This window comes from Corynebacterium sp. HMSC29G08 (assembly GCF_001806875.1).
Classification (GTDB): Bacteria; Actinomycetota; Actinomycetes; order Mycobacteriales; family Mycobacteriaceae; genus Corynebacterium.
Genome location: NZ_KV786211.1, coordinates 148,193 through 165,424 on the forward strand (window position 1 = coordinate 148,193; position 17,232 = coordinate 165,424).

Below are 17,232 nucleotides of genomic sequence, written 5' to 3' on the forward strand. Positions count from 1 at the left end.
TAGCGGTGGCAAACCCAAAGGATTACCGTCCGGCGCCGGGGGCGATTCCTACGGAGCCGGGCGTGTACAAATTCCGTGACGCTTCGGGCCGCGTGATCTACGTAGGCAAGGCTAAAAGCCTGCGTGCGCGTCTGAACAATTACTTCCAGCCGCCGAACACACTCCACCCGCGCACGCGCCAGATGGTGTTTACAGCAGCCAGTGTGGAGTGGACGGTGGTTGCCTCTGAGGTAGAGGCGCTGGCGTTGGAATACACGTGGATCAAGCGCTTTGACCCGTGGTTTAACGTCATGTACCGCGACGACAAGACGTATCCCATGCTTGCCGTCAGCGTGAAGGAACGCTACCCCCGTGCGTTCTTCTACCGTGGTCCCAAGCGCAAAGGTGTCCGCTACTTTGGCCCCTACTCCCATGCGTGGGCGGTGCGCGAAACCTTAGACCTGCTCACCCGTGTGTTTCCTATCCGCACCTGCTCGAACGGTGTGTTTAACCGGCACGAGTCGCTTGGGCGGCCCTGCTTGTTGGGCTACATCGACAAATGCGCAGCACCATGTGTCGGACGCGTCAGCGAAGCAGAATACGACGAGATTGTCGCAGGCTTCATGGGCTTTATGTCCGGGCGTACGGACGCGCTGGTTCGCGGCATCACTGAACAGATGCACACGGCTGCCGAGAACCTTGAGTTTGAAAAAGCTGCCCGGCTTCGCGACGATCTCGGGGCCGTCAACAAAGTCATGGAACGACAGACCGTGGTGCTGTCCCAAGACATCGACGCAGACATCATCGCCTTTGCCACCGATGAGCTGGAGGCGGCAGTCCAGATTTTCACCGTTCGCGACGGCCGCATCCGCTCCCAGCGCGGCTGGGTTGTGGAGAAAACTGGGGATGAACCGGGATCGATGGAACGCCTTGAGGAAGGTGCGCAAGACCCCGCGCTGCCGACGTTGATGCAGAACTTCCTCGTGCAGTACTACTCGGATGCCGTTGAACGTTGTCGGCAGGAGGCCGAGGAAGATCAGCGCATTGAGGAACAAAAGGTTCGTCGCCGTGGCGTTGACCAGGAGTCACGTGCCGCCGTCAAGGCGCCAATTCCAGTGCCTCGTGAGATTTTGGTGGAGGTGTTGCCAGAGGAGACCTCCGACGTAGAAACGTTGCTGGCACAACTGCGTGGCGGACCTGTTGAGGTGCGCGTGCCGCAGCGCGGTGACAAACGCGCGCTTATGGAAACGGTGCACAAAAACGCCGCAGAGGCGCTGCACCAGCACAAACTGAAGCGTGTTGGTGATCTGACCGCGCGCAGCCAGGCACTGCAGGACATTCAGGACGCACTGATGATGGACGAAGCCCCACTGCGCATTGAGTGCACGGATATTTCGCATATTCAGGGCACGGACGTGGTGGCGTCGCTCGTCGTGTTCGAAGATGGGCTGCCAAAGAAGAACGACTACCGCCGCTACCGCATCAAGGAAGCAGCAGGTGACGGACGTTCAGATGATGTAGGTTCCATCGCCGAGGTCACGCGCCGCCGCTTTAAGCGCTACAACGAGGACAAGCTGGCAAATCCGGATGAGGTGCAAGAAGCCCAGGAGTTTGCAGACGAGGCCGATGAGACCGCGGGCGCGGCGAAGCGGTTTGCCTACCCGCCACAGCTGTTCATCGTGGATGGCGGCAAGCCCCAGGTGAACGCCGCCCAAGCTGTCTTTGATGAGCTGGGGATTGTAGACGTCCAGCTGATCGGCCTAGCCAAGCGCCTTGAAGAGGTGTGGGTGCCCGACGACGATGAGCCTCTGATTTTGCCGCGTAACTCCGAAGGCATGTACCTGCTCCAGCAGATTCGAGACGAGGCACACCGCTTTGCCATCACGTACCACCGCCAGCAACGCTCCAAACGGATGCGAGCATCTGTGCTGGACGATATCCAGGGCCTTGGGCCGACACGCCGCACGGATCTGGTGAAGCACTTCGGTTCAGTAAAGAAGCTGAAGGAAGCCTCGCTGGAGGATATCCAAGAGGTCAAAGGCATCGGGCCGAAGCTTGCCGACGTGATTTTCCAGCACCTGCAAAAGTAAGTCATGCTTACTCACCGCAGCGGTTAGGATGGGGCTCATGCGCAAACATATCCGACCGGTGATCATCACGGGCCTCTCAGGTGGTGGCCTGTCCACTGCAGCAAAGGTGTTTGAAGACAAAGGTTTCTTTGTCTCCCAGAACTTGCCACCGCAGCTGATTTTGGAGCTTGTAGATCTAGCAGCGGCTGAGGATTCTCCCGTGGAGCGTCTCGCGGTGGTTACTGATGTACGTGCGGATGACTTCAACGGGTCGATGGTTGAGACCGTGGACGCGTTGAAGGAACGCGGTCACGTCCCATTCGTCCTGTTCCTAGAGGCGCGCGATGACGTGCTGATTCGCCGTTTTGATTCGGTGCGCCGCACGCACCCGTTGCAGGGCAACGACACGCTGTCCACAGGTATTGAGCGCGAGCGCGAGATGCTTGATGAGATGCGCAATCACGCGGACGTGATCATTGATACGTCTAACCTGTCGGTGCATGATCTTCGCCGCGCGGTGGAGGCCTCCGTCGGGGAGTTGCCGGCAGACCGTCAGCATGTCACCTTGGAGTCCTTTGGTTTTAAGCACGGCTCCCCGCGCGATGCGGACATTGTGGTGGATGTGCGCTTTTTGCCCAACCCGTACTGGATTGAGGAGCTACGCGAATATCGCGGAGTGGATAAACCCGTGGCCGATTATGTGCTGTCGCAGGAGGGTGCCACGGAGTACGTAGATAGCTTTGTTTCACTGTTGACCAGCACGCTTGCAGGCTACCGTCACGAGGGCAAGGACTTCATCACCGTCGGAGTGGGCTGCACAGGCGGCCACCACCGTTCCGTTGCAGTGGCTGAGGCCATTGGGAAACGCCTGCGGCAGCAGGGCAACGTGGACGTCAGTGTGATCCACCGCGATCTGGAACGCCATTAGGCACGAGCACGCCAAAATTTAACGAAGAAAGGCTGTTTTCGTGACCGTATCTGACGCATCATCACTCGTGTTTACCTGCCTTGGGGGTGGCCACGGGCTTTACCAAACGTTGCGCGCCGCCCGTCGTGCAGGTGCTTCATTCATCAACGCTGTAGTCACGGTGGCTGATGATGGCGGCTCATCTGGGCGCTTGCGCCGCGAGATGAGCATCGTTCCGCCGGGGGATCTCAGGATGGCACTCGCCGCGTTGACGGAAGATTCACAAGGCGGTGAGGTGTGGCGCGAGGCGCTGCAGCACCGCTTCGGGGGACACGGTGCGATGGCCGGACATGCCGTGGGCAACCTCATTTTGGCTGGCCTTGCTGAGAAGTTCGGCAGCATGCAGCAGGCACTTGACGTGGTGGCTGAGTGGACTGGATCTGTCGGCAGAGTCATTCCTGTGTGCCCGACCCCGCTGGAGATTGAAGCAGATGTTGCCGGACTTGATGATGATCCGCGGGTGCTTCGCTCCGTACGCGGCCAGGTAGCTGTTGCCACGACGCCAGGTGCGGTGCGGCGAGTGCGCGTCCTCCCAGACCACCCTGCGGCGTCACCCGAGGCATTGCAGGCGATTAAGGACGCCGACGTGGTTACCATCGGCCCCGGCTCATGGTTCTCTTCCGTCATTCCGCATTTGTTGGTGCCGGATATTGTGGAGGCGCTCAACACTACAGAAGCGACGGTGGCGGTTGTCCTAAACCTCTCGCCGGAAGCGGGGGAAACTCACGGCTTCTCGGCTGAGCGCCACCTGCATGTGTTCGCGCAGCACGCGCCGAATTTGCACGTGGATTATTTCCTCGCAGATTCGTCGATAAGCATGAGCGAGGGCGAGCGAGAGTACCTGCGGCGTGCCGCAGCCAAGGTGGATGCTGAAGTACGCTTCTGCGACGTGCGTGAGCTTGATAACACTGGGGCACTGTCCGATCGGCATGATCCTCAGAAGCTGGCTACCGCCCTGCTGAAGCTATTGGACGCGCGCTAGAATTAGTGTCTGTTTTTGGCTTGGGAAGGATATAAACAGGTGGCGCTGACCGCAAAGGTGAAAGACGAGCTGCTGGGAGTACACCGGACAACGGCTGAGGCTCGGGCAGCAGAGGCGACAGCAATGATCCGCTTCGCCGGTGAGTTTTCATCCACTCCGCGGGGCATTGTTATCACCTGTGACTTTGGCGAGCGTGCGGTGGCGCAGCGCCTCGCCTCGTTCTTGGAAGAGCTGTGTAACGCGGCGTGCGAAATCGTCACCATTGAGCCAGGCACGGTGAGCCGGGAAACCCGCTACCAGCTCACTGTGACTGATGGCGCACATGACGTGATTCGCCGACTGAAGCTGGTGACTCCCTCAGGGCATGTCGTTGTTGGGATGCCGCGCCAAGTTATTTCCGGGCCGATTACGTGTGTGGAAGCAGCGTGGCGTGGGGCGTTTCTCGCACGCGGGTCGCTGAGCGAACCGGGCCGCACTGGTGCCTTGGACGTTGCATGTCCAGGTCAGGAGGCCGCGCTTGCACTCGTCGGCCTTGCGCGTCGGCTGAGTGTGGCGGCGAAAACGCGTGAGACAAGGGGAGTGGAGCGCGTCTACATTCGCGACGGCGAAACCATTGGCATCCTGCTGAGCCGCATGGGTGCCCCGCGCACGCGCATCGAATGGGATGAAAAACGCCAAGCCAAACAGACAAACGCCCATGAAGGCCAGCGCCTCGCCACCTTTGATGACGCAAACACACGCCGCTCTGCGCAGGCAGCTGCCACTGCCGCGCTGCGCGTTGAGCGTGCACTGGAGATTCTTGGAGACGATGTGCCGGAGCACCTCGCCGAAGCCGGCTTCTTGCGCGTCGAGCACCGCGTTGCCTCTTTGGAAGAGCTTGGTCGTTTAGCCGATCCGCAGATGACTAAGGATGCTGTCGCGGGCAGAATTCGGCGCTTGTTGTCGCTGGCGGATAAGCGCGCTGAAGAATTGGGAATCCCTGATACCCAGGCCGCGGTGCTGACGGCGAAGGCTGCGAAGGCTGCGAAGGATGCCAGTGAAGCCTCCTCCAAATAGGTGGTACTAATTCCTTTTTTCTTCTGCAACTATTGGGCTAGCTGACTACACTGGTTTGCGGTAATACATCTCAACATTGAGGAGTGAGAATACGCATGACCACCCGTATCGGAATTAATGGTTTTGGCCGCATTGGCCGTTCCGCGTTCCGCATCATCTTGGAGGAGTACCAGGGTGAGTTGGAAGTTGTGAAGATCAACGACCTGACCGATAACAAGACGCTTGCACACCTGCTGAAGTACGATACTGCGTATGGGCAGCTCGGCCACGACGTCACTCATGATGATGAATCCATCACGGTAGATGGCCGCCGCATCGAGGTCACTGCTGAGAAGGACCCGGCAAACCTTGGCTGGGGCGAGGCAAACGTGGACATTGTGCTTGACTGCACCGGCCGTTTCACCGACGGCAATGATGCGAAGGCTCACCTGGACGCTGGTGCCAAGAAGGTCATCATCTCCGCTCCGGGTAAGAACGTTGACGGCACCTACGTATGGGGCGTGAACCACCAGGACTACACAGGTGAGCAGAACATCATCTCCGCAGCGTCTTGCACCACCAACTCGCTTGCTCCGGTGGCAAAGGTCCTCGACGAGGCCTTCGGCATTAAGTCTGGTCTGATGACCACCATCCACGCCTACACCGGCGACCAGCGCATTCAGGACGCTCCGCACAGGGACCTGCGTCGTGCACGTGCAGCGGCGCAGAACATTGTGCCGACCACCACTGGTGCTGCTCGCGCCGTGGCGCTCGTGCTGCCGAGCCTGGAGGGCAAGCTGGATGGCTTTGCTATGCGCGTGCCCACCATCACCGGTTCCGCAACTGACCTGACGGTTGAGCTGAACAAGGACGTCACCGTCGAAGAGGTCAACGCTGCGGTGAAGGAAGCTGTCAAGGACGAGACCTTTGGCAAGGCACTGGAGTACACCGAGGATCCGATCGTGTCTTCGGACATCATTGGCAACTCCCACGGTGCAATCTTTGACGCTGGTATGACCCGTGTGATTGACGGCAACCTGGTCAAGATCATCTCTTGGTACGACAACGAGTGGTCCTACACCGCCCAGTACGTGCGTATGACCAAGCTGGTCGCTGACAACCTCTAACACCCCGTTGTTTTGGGCCCGGTGAAGTGCAACAGCGCACTTTGCGGGCCCTTTCTTTCAAGGAGAAACCTTCATGGCTACGAAGACACTGCAGCAGCTTATCGACGAAGGCGTGGACGGCCGCCACGTCCTCGTCCGCTCCGACTTCAACGTTCCGTTGGACGATAACGGCAACATTACTGACCCGGGCCGCATTGACGCATCACTGCCAACACTGAAGGCGCTGCTCGATGGCGGCGCAAAGGTGATTGTCATGGCGCACCTGGGCCGCCCGAAGGGCGAGGTCAACCCGAAGTTCTCGCTGGCACCTGTGGCAGAGGCGCTGTCTGAGCGTCTGGGCCAGTTCGTCGCGCTGGCCGGTGATGTCAGTGGTGAGGACGCACACGAGCGCGCCAACGGTCTGACTGAAGGCGAGATCATGCTGGTGGAAAACGTGCGCTTTGATCCGCGTGAGACCTCAAAGGATGAGGCTGAGCGTGCGGAGTTCGCCGAGGAGCTGGCTGCACTGGCTGCCGATGACGGTGCGTTTGTCTCCGACGGCTTCGGCGTTGTCCACCGCGCACAGACCTCTGTGTACGACGTGGCGAAGAAGTTGCCGGCCTACGCAGGCTTCCTGGTGGAGAAGGAAGTGGAAACGCTGTCCAAGGTCAAGGACGCTCCTGAGCATCCGTATGTGGTGGTGCTCGGTGGCTCCAAGGTCTCCGACAAGCTCGGCGTGATCGAGGCGCTGGCTTCAAAGGCCGACAAGGTCATCATCGGTGGCGGCATGTGCTACACCTTCCTCGCAGCCCAGGGTCATAACGTGCAGAAGTCCTTGCTGCAGGAAGACATGATTGACACCTGCAAGGAGCTCATGGCTAAGTACGGCGACAAGTTGCTGCTGCCTGTGGACGTTGCAGCTGCGCCGGAGTTTGCCAAGGACGCGGAGAAGAAGATCGTCGGCCTAGACGAGATCCCCGAAGGCTGGATGGGCTTGGACATCGGCCCGGAGACCGCCAAGAACTACGCAGACGCCATTAAGGACTCCAAGACGGTGTTCTGGAACGGCCCGATGGGTGTCTTCGAGTTCCCGAATTTCGCAGACGGTACGAAGGCTGTCGCTGACGCCATGATCGCAGCCACTCAAGACAACGGCTCCTTCACGGTGGTCGGTGGTGGTGACTCCGCAGCATCCGTACGCCTGCTGGGCTTGGATGAGGACGGCTTTAGCCACATCTCCACCGGCGGTGGCGCATCGCTGGAGCTCATCGAGGGCAAGGAACTGCCCGGCGTATCCGTTCTTTCGAAGTAAGGAGAGTAGAAGTTATGGCACGCACCCCGCTGATTGCTGGTAACTGGAAGATGAACCACGACCACTTGGAGGCGATCCAGAGCGCGCAGAAACTTGCTTTCGCGTTTCCTAAGGACGGCTACGAGTACGTCGATGTTGCCCTGATGGTGCCCTTTACGGATCTGCGTTCAGTGCAGACCCTGGTGGAGGGCGACAAGCTGTCCATCACCTACGGCGCCCAGGATGTGTCCGAGCACGACAACGGTGCCTACACGGGTGAGATCTCTGCAAGCATGCTGGAGAAGCTCGGCTGCACGTGGGTGGTTGTTGGTCACTCGGAGCGTCGTGAGTACCACGACGAATCCAATGAGCTGGTCGCGGCAAAAGCCGCAAAGGCGATTGCTCACGGTATGACGCCCATTGTGTGCGTCGGTGAGCCGCTCGAGGTCCGAGAGGCCGGCGAGCACGTTTCTTACGTTGTGGAGCAGACCCGCGAATCGCTCAAAGGCCTGGACCTGTCCAAGGTTGTGATTGCCTACGAGCCGGTGTGGGCGATTGGCACCGGCAAGGTGGCATCTGCCGCAGACGCACAGGAAGTATGCCACGCCATCCGTGGGCTGGTTCGCGAGCTTTCTGACGACGCCACAGCCGACGCCATCCGCATCCTCTACGGCGGTTCCGTCAAGGCGGACACCGTGGCAGAGATCATTGGTGAGGCCGATGTTGACGGTGGCTTGGTCGGCGGCGCGTCGCTGGATGGTCAGGATTTCGCACGACTGGCAGCTGCTGCAGCACAAGCCGTGTCTGGTTCCTAGACAAGGCTGACAGTGGTGTAGGATCTGCAGAGGTTAAAAGGTTGTCTACCCGAGGAGGGTTTTGCGCATGACGCTCACGCTGGAGATTGTGCTGGTCGTCTCATCCATTTTGATGACGGTCTTCGTACTCCTGCACAAGGGCAAGGGTGGCGGCCTGTCCAGCCTTTTCGGTGGCGGCGTACAGGCTAACCTGTCTGGCTCCACCACGGTGGAGAAAAACCTGGATCGCGTGACCGTGATCCTGGCGCTCATTTGGATCGCGTGCATTATTGGTCTGAACCTGATTCACGCGTTTGCTACGCCGGCACTGCCGTAAAGCAGCTACCGCTGTAAACGAAACTCCCCGCGCACCGTTTTAGGTGGCGGGGAGTTTCGCTTTGCCGGATACATCCAGCGAAGCAAAAACTAGGGCAGTTGGCTTGCGGCGTCGTCGGTTACGTACAGGACGGTTTCCTTCACACCGCGCGCACCGGCACACGGCCAATCAAGCGGGTCCGCGCCAGCTACAAGAGCAGCCGTAGCCTCCGCCTTCTCCGCCCCGGAAACAAGCAGCCACACACGGTCCGCAGCACGCACTGCAGGCAACGTCAACGACGCACGCTCCGCCGGCGGTTTCGGCGAATCGGTCACTGCAACGACAGTTGCGCTCTCCTCACGTACGGCATCGGTGTGCGGAAACAGCGAGTTGATGTGGCCTTCGCCACCCATGCCCAAAAGGTGCAGGTCAAAACCATCCGGAGCGAACGTTGCCACCGTACGTGCGTAAGCGTCAACGGCATCGGTCATGTCACCGCCGTCCAGGCCGTAACCGTGGATATTGTCCTCCGGGATAGCTATATGAGAAAGAAGGGCATCGCGAGCCTGCCCCTCATTGGAATCCGGGTGGCTGACGGGGACGTTTCGCTCATCGCCGAAGAAAACGTGCACGCGAGACCAATCGATTGCAGCGTCGGCGGCGGCAAGCTCAGCCACGCGCTTCAGCAACGCAATGCCGGCGGTGCCGCCGGTGAGCACGATTCGGGCTTCGCCGCCATCCGTTTGCAGGGTTTGGATGAGGGTAGTGAGGTGGGACGACGTGGCGTCGATAAGCAATGAAAGCTCTGGGAACTTATGAATCTGCATGGGTTTTCACTCCTTGTAACGCGCGGCCATACGTGGCGTCCGGACCCAGGTGTCGAAGCTCCTCGGCGAGGCACTCGGCGTCCGTACGCGCTGACATGGCCGCAAACATCGTGGGGTGGTTGGGGACGGAAACCGCGACCGTGTTGCCATCGATAGTCTCTACGGTGATGTCGCCCTCGCTAGCTCGCAAGGTCAACTTTGCAATGGGGACAGCATCCGTATTCGTGGGCGCAGTGGAGCGCGACACCGGTACTTTAAGCGCTGAAGCCAGCCAGCCAGCGGCAACATCCACACTTGGATCATCGGCCACTCCAGAGATCTCCACTGAAGAAATCTCCCGCTCAACGCAACGATCCATAGCTGAAGCCACCACAGCGCGCCAGGCAGTGATGCGCGACCACATCATGTCACTATCACCCGGGGTATATCCTTCAGCCGCAGCCGTTGCCGCGCTGTACGTAGTGATGCGCCGCTGGGCCAACGTTCCAATCTGGTCCTTGGCAGGAAAGTCTGGCGAAAAAGTTGGCCACCAAGCAACGATCGGGGTATCTGGCAGCAGTAGGGGGGTTACTACGGCGTCAAGGTGCTCGGTGAGCTCGCCATTGAGCTCCATCACAATGATCTCGGAAGCCCCAGCATCCGCACCGATAAGAAGCAGCGCGTCTATGGAGGGCTGCGCCTTCGGGTTGCCAACTAGGCACACCAGCACGCGCGCGGGGTTTTTGCGCGTGGCGTTGCGGACGGTCTCCAAGATGACGTCGACGTTGTCGTTACCATGGGCAGCAACCAGCAACGTCAGCACGCGGCCGTTAGCCACAGAAGCCTTCTCGCGAGCCTCAGCCAACGTGGCGGCGATCTGGCTTGTGGTCGTTTCCGGGAGGTTCAGAATCATTTAGGGTCGCCTCCACTCACGGCCGTCTTGCTCTAACATGCGGTGCGCGGACTGTGGCCCCCACGTGCCCGCAGCGTACTCGTCTGGTTTCCCAGCCTGAGCCCAGTACTCCAACACTGGGTCGAGGATTTCCCAGCTGCGCTCAACCTCGTCGTTGGTGGGGAAGAGGCTGGACTCATCCAACAGGGCATCAAGGATCAGACGCTCGTAGGCCTCCGGTGACTGCTCGGTGAATGCTTCGTCGTAGGAGAAGTCCATGTTGACGTCGCGGACCTCGAATGAGGAACCCGGCACCTTTGATCCGAAGCGCATAAGCACGCCCTCATCCGGCTGCACGCGGATGATTACGGCGTTATTGGTCAGCAGGTTGGTCTGGCCCTCAGTGAATGGCTGGTACGGCGGGCGTTTAAACACCAACGCAATTTCAGTCACGCGCCGACCCAAGCGTTTGCCGGTGCGTAGGTAAAACGGCACACCCGCCCAGCGTCGAGAGTTGATTTGCAGAGTGCAGGCCGCAAACGTTTCCGTGGTGGATTCAGGGTCGAATCCTTCCTCCTCACGCAGGCCCACTGCGTACTCCGAGCCTTGCCAGCCAGCGGTGTACTGGCCGCGTGCGGTCGTCTGGTCGAACGGCTCGACGGCGGTGGTTGCGCGCAGCACCTTGAGCTTTTCTGCTTTAAGACGCCTCGGTGAAAACGACGTCGGCTCCTCCATAGCCACCAACGCCAACAACTGGATAAGGTGATTTTGGATCACGTCGCGGGCGGCCCCAATACCGTCGTAGTAGCCCGCGCGGCCGCCAAGGCCGATGTCCTCGGCCATCGTGATTTGGACGTGGTCGATGTAGTGGGAGTTCCACACCGGCTCAAACATCTCGTTGGAAAAGCGCAACGCCAAAATATTCTGGACGGTCTCTTTGCCCAGGTAGTGGTCAATGCGGAATACCGAGTTCTCCGGGAAGATGGAATTGACCACCGCGTTCAGCTCCACCGCCGAGGCCTTATCGTGCCCGAACGGTTTTTCAATAATCACGCGACGCCAACGGTTGCCGCCCTGCGCGGTCCGCTGGTCAGCCATACCACTGCGGTCCAACTGATGGATGACGTTTGCGAAGTGCTCAGGCGGCACTGAGAGGTAAAACGCCCAATTGCCGCCGGTGCCGCGCACCTCATCCATCTGCTCCAGCAATGTGGCGAGGGTGTCAAAAGCTGCATCATCATCAAACGCGCCGCTGACAAACTGCAAGCCCTCAGCAAGGCGGGACCACACGTTTTCGTTGAACTCGGTTCGCGCCGATGCCGTTACGGCATCACGCACATAGTCTGCGAAATCCTGCTTGGACCATTGCCTACGGCCGAAGCCAATCAATGTAAAGCCAGCCGGCAGGAGGCCACGGCTGGCCAAGTCATAGATTGCGGGCAGAAGCTTCTTACGAGCCAAGTCACCGGTCACACCGAAAATGACCATGCCGGATGGACCAGCGATACGTGGCAGGCGCGTGTCATCCAGGGCCCGCAGCGGGTTTGCCGACGGGCCCGGGTGGGGACGTGTCACTTGAGGGTTGCCTCCATTGAATCCAACAGCTCCTGCCACGCGTCGACGAACTTCTCCACGCCCTCGCGCTCCAGCACATCCACCACGTCGGCTACGTCAATGCCAACTGCTTCGAGCTGGTCAAACACTTGTTGGGCTTCAGAGGCGGTGCCGGTGAGGGTGTCGCCGTGGACGTTATTGGCCTGCAGCACAGCGTCGATAGTCGCCTCAGGCATCGTGTTCACCGTGTTCGGTCCGGCAAGCTCAACCACGTACATGTCTGGCGGGTAATCCGGGTTCTTCACACCCGTCGACGCCCACAGTGGGCGCTGCTTATTCGCACCTGCCGGAAGCTCGGACATATCCGTGAACTCATCAAGGAAGACCTGGTAGGCCAAACGAGCATTTGCCACACCAGCCTTGCCACGAAGCGCCAGCGCCTCCTGAGAGCCGATTGCTTCTAGACGGTTGTCTACCTCCGTGTCCATGCGAGAAACGAAGAAAGACGCAACCGAATAGATAGCAGCGACATCGTGGCCATTGTCCGCAGCCTGGCGGATACCAGCCTTGTAGGCGGCAATGACTTCACGGTAACGCTCCACAGAAAAGATCAGTGTGACGTTGACCGAAATACCAGCCGCAAGCGAGGCAGTGATTGCTGGCAGCGACTCATCGGTCGCCGGAATCTTGATCATCACATTCGGACGACCTACCTGTTTCCACAGCTCAGCCGCCTGGGCAACAGTCTGCGCCTCATCTGCAGCAAAGCGAGGATCCACCTCGATGGACACCCGGCCGTCTTCGCCGTTGGTTGCTTCATAGGTGGGTAAGAACAGATCACAGGCGTCTTGGACGTCCTTGATGCTCATGGCGTACACGGCAGCGTCGACAAGCGAACCAGCCCTACGCAACTCATCAAGTTGCTCATCGTAGGCATTGCCCGTGGACATGGCCTTGGCAAAAATCGCCGGGTTGGTGGTCACACCCACGATGGACTTAGACGCCCTGATTTCCTCCAAGTTCCCAGTCGAAATTCGCTCACGGGAGAGGTCATCAAGCCAGGTAGAAGTACCAAGCTTAGCCAGATCATCAATGGCAGTCATGCTATTCCTTTCTGCAGGTTGCAGGGTGGATTACTTGCCGTCGCCGCGAGTGGGCTCAGCCTCGGTGTCTCCAACACGCTGCGAGGTAGGCACCGAACGGCCATGAGCCACGCAATCTAAGGTCTCACGAGCAACGCGGACAACGTTGTCGGTGGTGAAACCGAAACGCTCAAACAGTTCCGCACCCGGTGCAGATGCGCCAAAGTGCTCCAAGGACACGGCACGTCCGTACTCGCCGAGGAAGCGGAACCACGGCATAGAAAGGCCAGCCTCGACGGAGACGCGTGCCTTAACCTCAGCCGGCAGGATTTCATCAATGTAGGCATCATCCTGCTCGATGAACCAATCCATGCACGGCACGGACACGACGCGGGTGGCAGTGCCTTCAGCTTCAAAGACCTTGGCGGCTTCAACTGCGTACTGGACCTCAGAGCCGGTGGCCATGATGATCAGGTCCGGGGTCTCCTTGGAAGCCTCAACCAACACATAGGCACCGCGGGCAACGCCATCAAAAGCCTTCTCGCGGGTGCCTTCCAACACCGGCAGGTTCTGGCGAGACAGGGCAAGTGCCTTCGGCTGCTCCTTCGCCTCAAGCACAGCCTTCCACGCGGCAGACGTCTCATTGGCATCCGCGGGGCGAACTACCGCAAGATCCGGGATGGCGCGCAGCGCGGTCAAGACCTCGACCGGCTGGTGCGTCGGGCCGTCCTCACCCAAGCCAATGGAATCGTGCGTAAACACGTAGTAACCGTCAATGCCGGACAGAGCAGCGACGCGGATAGCGGGGTAGAGGTACTCCGAGAAGATCAAGAAGGTACCGCCATAGGCACGCGTCGGGCCGTGGAGGGCGATGCCGTTGAGCACAGCACCCATCGCGTGCTCACGGATACCGAAGTGCAAGTTCCGACCGTACGGCTCAGCGGTGAACATCTCGGTAGAGATAGTCTCCGGGCCAAATGACGGTGCGCCCTTGATCAGCGTGTTGTTGGAACCAGCGAGATCGGCAGAACCACCCCATAGCTCCGGCAGGGCCTTTGCCGCGACCTGGATAGCAGCCTCGGAAGCCTTGCGGGTTGCTACGCCCTTTGCATCCGGCTCATAGGTTGGGAAGGCGAAATCACCCTCGCCCCAGCCCTCCGGCAGCTCGCGTGCAAACAGACGGTCGAAGAGTGCCTTGGCCTCAGAGTTAGACTTCGCCCACGCCTCAAACTTCTCGTTCCACGCCGCACGCTTCGCTGCAGCACGCTCACGCAGCTTGCGGGTGTGGGTAATCACTTCCTCCTCTTCCGGGAAGCGCACCTGCGGATCAAAACCCAGTGCTTCTTTCACACGCACGATCTCCTCAGCGCCAAGTGCTGCGCCGTGGATCGCACCGGTGTTCATCAGGGTCGGGGCAGGGAAGCCGATAACGGTCTGAACGCGAATAATCGTCGGTTTGGCAGTTTCAGCCTTCGCCTTGGCAACAGCCGCCTCGATAGCAGCAACGTCTTCACCGGAGGCCACAGTAAGCGTCTGCCAGCCATAGGCTTCGTAGCGCTTCATGACGTCCTCAGTGAACGCGATCTGCGTGTCGTCCTCAATAGAGATACGGTTGTCGTCCCAGAACAGAATCAGGTTGCCCAGACGCTGCGTACCAGCCAGGGAGGATGCCTCGGCGGTAACACCCTCCTGCAAGCAGCCGTCTCCAGCTACGACGTAGATGAAGTGGTCAAACGGCGACTCACCCGCCGGCGCTTCTGGGTCAAAAAGCCCGCGCTCACGACGGGCGGCCATGGCCATACCAACTGCGGAGGCCAACCCCTGACCAAGCGGGCCAGTGGTGATTTCAACGTGGTCGGTGTGGTTGTACTCCGGGTGGCCCGGGGTCTTGGAGCCCCAAGTGCGCAACGCCTTGAGGTCTTCCATCTCAAGGCCGAATCCGCCAAGGTAGAGCTGGACGTACTGCGTCAGCGAGGAGTGGCCGTTGGACAACACAAAACGGTCGCGGCCCACCCAATCCTTATCAGCAGGATCCACATTCATAACGCGCTGGAATAGCGTGTACGCCAGGGGAGCCAGCGACATCGCGGTACCGGGGTGGCCGGAGCCACAGTTTTCCACGGCGTCTGCCGCCAAAATACGGGCGGTATCCACTGCCCGTGTGTCAGTCTCCGTCCAATCTTCCGGGTAATTGCGAACGGTCATAGCCTGAAGTTCTGGGGGCAGCGTTTGCTGAGTCACTGAAAAGTCCTCGCTTGTTGTAGTCAGAGCAGAGTTGGTCTTAAAGAATCCTACCGTGGGGGTGCAAGCGCGGGGCGGAACGCTCGATTCTCCGCATTGCGGCTTTGGGGACTAGTATCAACCAAAGGAATGATGCCGGGGGCAGCGTTCAAAAAGCGTTCAAAGGCGTTCAAAGAGTTTTAAAGGAGCACAGTTGGAGACCATCAAGGCATATTTCGCGTTGACGAAGCCGAGGGTCATCGAGCTACTCCTGGTCGCCGCGATCCCCGCGTTGCTGCAGGCAGATCGCGGCGAGGTACACCTGTGGCTCATTTTGGGAACACTGTTCGGTGGCTGGATGGGCGCTGCAGCAGCCAGCGCCTTCAACATGGTTGCGGACTATGACATTGACCAGCTGATGGGACGCACCCGTGCGCGCCCACTGGTGCGCGCACGCATTACCAAACAAAAGGCACGCATTTTCGCCTGGAGCCTGCTCATTGCATCTGTGCTGTGGCTGGGGCTTTTGTGCAACTCCTGGTTGGCGGCCGGGTTTATCATCTTCACGAACTTTTTCTACATCTTCATTTACACGAAGTGGCTAAAGCGCACGACGTGGCAAAATGTCATCTGGGGCAGCGTGGCCGGCAGTATGCCGGTGATGGTTGGCTGGGCCGTTATCCGTGACAATGTCAACGACGGCACCCCAGACCAGTGGTGGCAGCCTTTTGTGCTGTTTATGATCATCTTCTTCTGGCAGCCGCCGCACACTTGGGCGCTGGCCATGAAATACAAGGACGATTATGCACGCGCAAACGTGCCGATGCTGCCGGTCGTGGCTTCTGCCGAGCAGACCACCAGGCAGATTGTCTTGTACTCCTGGCTGACCGTGATCACGTCGTTCGCGCTCGTCCCCGCGGCGTCCTGGATCTACCTCGCAACTGCGGTTGTCTCGGGTGCTGCGTTCTTGATCGTGGCAACCAAGCTGCACATGGATGTCAAGGGCGGCGCCAAGGTCAAGCCGATGAAGCTGTTCATCCTGTCCAACAACTACCTGGCAGCCCTGTTCCTCGCGCTGTCTATTGACGCAGTGCTTGGGCTGCCCACCCTGCTATAGCTACGTATCCAGCGCTGGACGTAGCTAACGCTGGACGTAGCTAACGCTGGACGTAACTAGCGCTGGACTTCCAAGACCACTGAACCAGTAGTCTTGCGCGCCTGGAGATCCTCGTGTGCCGTACGGGCTTCAGACAACGGGTACGGCGGGTGAATACGGATGTTCAGCGTTCCCTCTTCCACAGCCCTAGCGACAGCTTGGGCGCGCATGCGGAACTCATCATCAGTAGCGGTGTAGTCGTCCAACTTCGGACGAGTGAGAAATAACGAGCCAGCCTGATTGAGCTGCTGGATAGAAAATGGCGGCACATCGCCAGAGGCTGAGCCAAAGGAAGCAACCATGCCGCGGGGGCGGCACACCTCCAACGCGAAATCGAACGTATCCGCGCCGACGCCATCGAAGACAACATCCACGCCTTCGCCGCCATTGGCTTCCTTAATCTGAGCCGCTAAATCATCGCCGTAGCGAAAGACCTGCGTGGCCCCGGCTTCAGCCGCCAACGCTTCCTTTTCGGCGGAGGAGACCACTGAGAACACGCGGGCCCCCTTGGCCGCTGCCATTTGCGTGAGCATCAGCCCCACACCACCGGCGCCAGCAGTGACAACCAAAGACGTCTCATTGGTAACTGGATAGACGGATTCCACCAAGTAGTGCGACGTCATGCCCTGCAACAGCATTGATGCGGCAACAGGCTCGCTGACGCCCTCAGGCACGGCAACCACGCGGCCGCGGTCTACAACCACCTGTTCGGCGTAGGAACCAGGGCCCCGGTTCCACGCGACAACGGTTCCCTCGGCGATTTCGCCCAAGGGGTCGTGCACCACACGACCACAGCCCTCAGAGCCGGGGATGTACGGCACCTCTTGAGGGTAGGTGCCGGAGCGGAAATAGGTGTCGATGTAGTTGATGCCGGCATACGTGACGTCGATAAGCAACTGCCCCTTCGACGGATTCGGAGCCTCTACATCGGTGTACTCGAGGACTTCAGGGCCGCCGTGGCGGCTAACCAAAATAGCTTTCAT

The 17,232-nt window shown here is 59.6% G+C and carries 14 protein-coding genes and 1 pseudogene; 9 read left to right on the forward strand and 6 right to left on the reverse strand.

Annotation, left to right across the window (positions count from 1 at the left end; all coding sequences use genetic code 11):
- Positions 1-5: 5 nt before the first annotated feature.
- The 8 genes from uvrC (at position 6) to secG (ending at position 8,560) form a co-directional block, all read left to right on the forward strand.
- Complete coding sequence (gene uvrC / locus HMPREF3101_RS01850) at positions 6-2,069, forward strand: excinuclease ABC subunit UvrC (RefSeq protein WP_070462215.1); 2,064 nt, start codon at positions 6-8, stop codon at positions 2,067-2,069.
- Positions 2,070-2,097: 28 nt separating this feature from the next.
- Positions 2,098-2,976 (forward strand): RNase adapter RapZ, encoded by an 879-nt coding sequence (gene rapZ, locus HMPREF3101_RS01855; RefSeq protein WP_070462216.1) that lies wholly within the window; start codon positions 2,098-2,100, stop codon positions 2,974-2,976.
- 40 nt (positions 2,977-3,016) lie between these two features.
- On the forward strand, positions 3,017-3,997 hold the full coding sequence (gene yvcK, locus HMPREF3101_RS01860; RefSeq protein WP_070462217.1) for a gluconeogenesis factor YvcK family protein: 981 nt from the start codon (positions 3,017-3,019) through the stop codon (positions 3,995-3,997).
- Positions 3,998-4,036: 39 nt separating this feature from the next.
- The gene (gene whiA / locus HMPREF3101_RS01865) at positions 4,037-5,053 is read left to right on the forward strand and encodes a DNA-binding protein WhiA (RefSeq protein ID WP_070462218.1); all 1,017 of its coding nucleotides are present in this window, start codon (positions 4,037-4,039) and stop codon (positions 5,051-5,053) included.
- Between the two features lie 95 nt (positions 5,054-5,148).
- The gene (gene gap / locus HMPREF3101_RS01870; RefSeq protein ID WP_070462219.1) at positions 5,149-6,159 is read left to right on the forward strand and encodes a type I glyceraldehyde-3-phosphate dehydrogenase; all 1,011 of its coding nucleotides are present in this window, start codon (positions 5,149-5,151) and stop codon (positions 6,157-6,159) included.
- A gap of 73 nt (positions 6,160-6,232) precedes the next feature.
- A complete protein-coding gene (gene pgk / locus HMPREF3101_RS01875; RefSeq protein WP_070462220.1) occupies positions 6,233-7,450 on the forward strand; it encodes a phosphoglycerate kinase in 1,218 nt (405 codons plus the stop codon).
- 14 nt (positions 7,451-7,464) lie between these two features.
- Positions 7,465-8,244, forward strand: coding sequence for a triose-phosphate isomerase (tpiA, locus tag HMPREF3101_RS01880; protein WP_070462221.1), 780 nt, complete (start codon positions 7,465-7,467; stop codon positions 8,242-8,244).
- Positions 8,245-8,311: 67 nt separating this feature from the next.
- Complete coding sequence (secG, locus tag HMPREF3101_RS01885) at positions 8,312-8,560, forward strand: preprotein translocase subunit SecG (RefSeq protein ID WP_070462222.1); 249 nt, start codon at positions 8,312-8,314, stop codon at positions 8,558-8,560.
- An 89-nt stretch (positions 8,561-8,649) separates the two neighbouring features.
- Here the strand turns inward: secG and pgl are convergent, their stop codons facing one another.
- The 5 genes from pgl to tkt all read right to left on the reverse strand — a co-directional run bounded on the left by pgl (position 8,650) and on the right by tkt (position 15,078).
- A complete protein-coding gene (gene pgl, locus HMPREF3101_RS01890; protein ID WP_070462223.1) occupies positions 8,650-9,366 on the reverse strand; it encodes a 6-phosphogluconolactonase in 717 nt (238 codons plus the stop codon).
- The gene (locus tag HMPREF3101_RS01895) at positions 9,353-10,258 is read right to left on the reverse strand and encodes a glucose-6-phosphate dehydrogenase assembly protein OpcA (protein ID WP_070462224.1); all 906 of its coding nucleotides are present in this window, start codon (positions 10,256-10,258) and stop codon (positions 9,353-9,355) included. The genes pgl and HMPREF3101_RS01895 overlap by 14 nt, the downstream gene beginning before the upstream one ends.
- Complete coding sequence (gene zwf, locus HMPREF3101_RS01900; protein ID WP_371327062.1) at positions 10,259-11,725, reverse strand: glucose-6-phosphate dehydrogenase; 1,467 nt, start codon at positions 11,723-11,725, stop codon at positions 10,259-10,261. It abuts the gene before it with no gap.
- Positions 11,726-11,808: 83 nt separating this feature from the next.
- Positions 11,809-12,894, reverse strand: a complete 1,086-nt coding sequence (gene tal, locus HMPREF3101_RS01905; protein WP_070462226.1) for a transaldolase — start codon at positions 12,892-12,894, stop codon at positions 11,809-11,811.
- Positions 12,895-12,924: 30 nt separating this feature from the next.
- Positions 12,925-15,078 carry a transketolase gene (tkt, locus tag HMPREF3101_RS01910; RefSeq protein ID WP_141737310.1) on the reverse strand — a complete coding sequence of 718 codons (2,154 nt, stop codon included), beginning with the start codon at positions 15,076-15,078 and terminating at the stop codon, positions 12,925-12,927.
- Positions 15,079-15,283: 205 nt separating this feature from the next.
- Here tkt and HMPREF3101_RS01915 point away from each other — a divergent pair.
- Positions 15,284-16,210 (forward strand): annotated as a pseudogene (locus HMPREF3101_RS01915) (heme o synthase); the annotation flags it as partial.
- Between the two features lie 56 nt (positions 16,211-16,266).
- Here the strand turns inward: HMPREF3101_RS01915 and HMPREF3101_RS01920 are convergent.
- Positions 16,267-17,232: a quinone oxidoreductase family protein gene (locus HMPREF3101_RS01920; RefSeq protein ID WP_070462228.1), complete on the reverse strand. Its 966-nt coding sequence runs from the start codon at positions 17,230-17,232 to the stop codon at positions 16,267-16,269.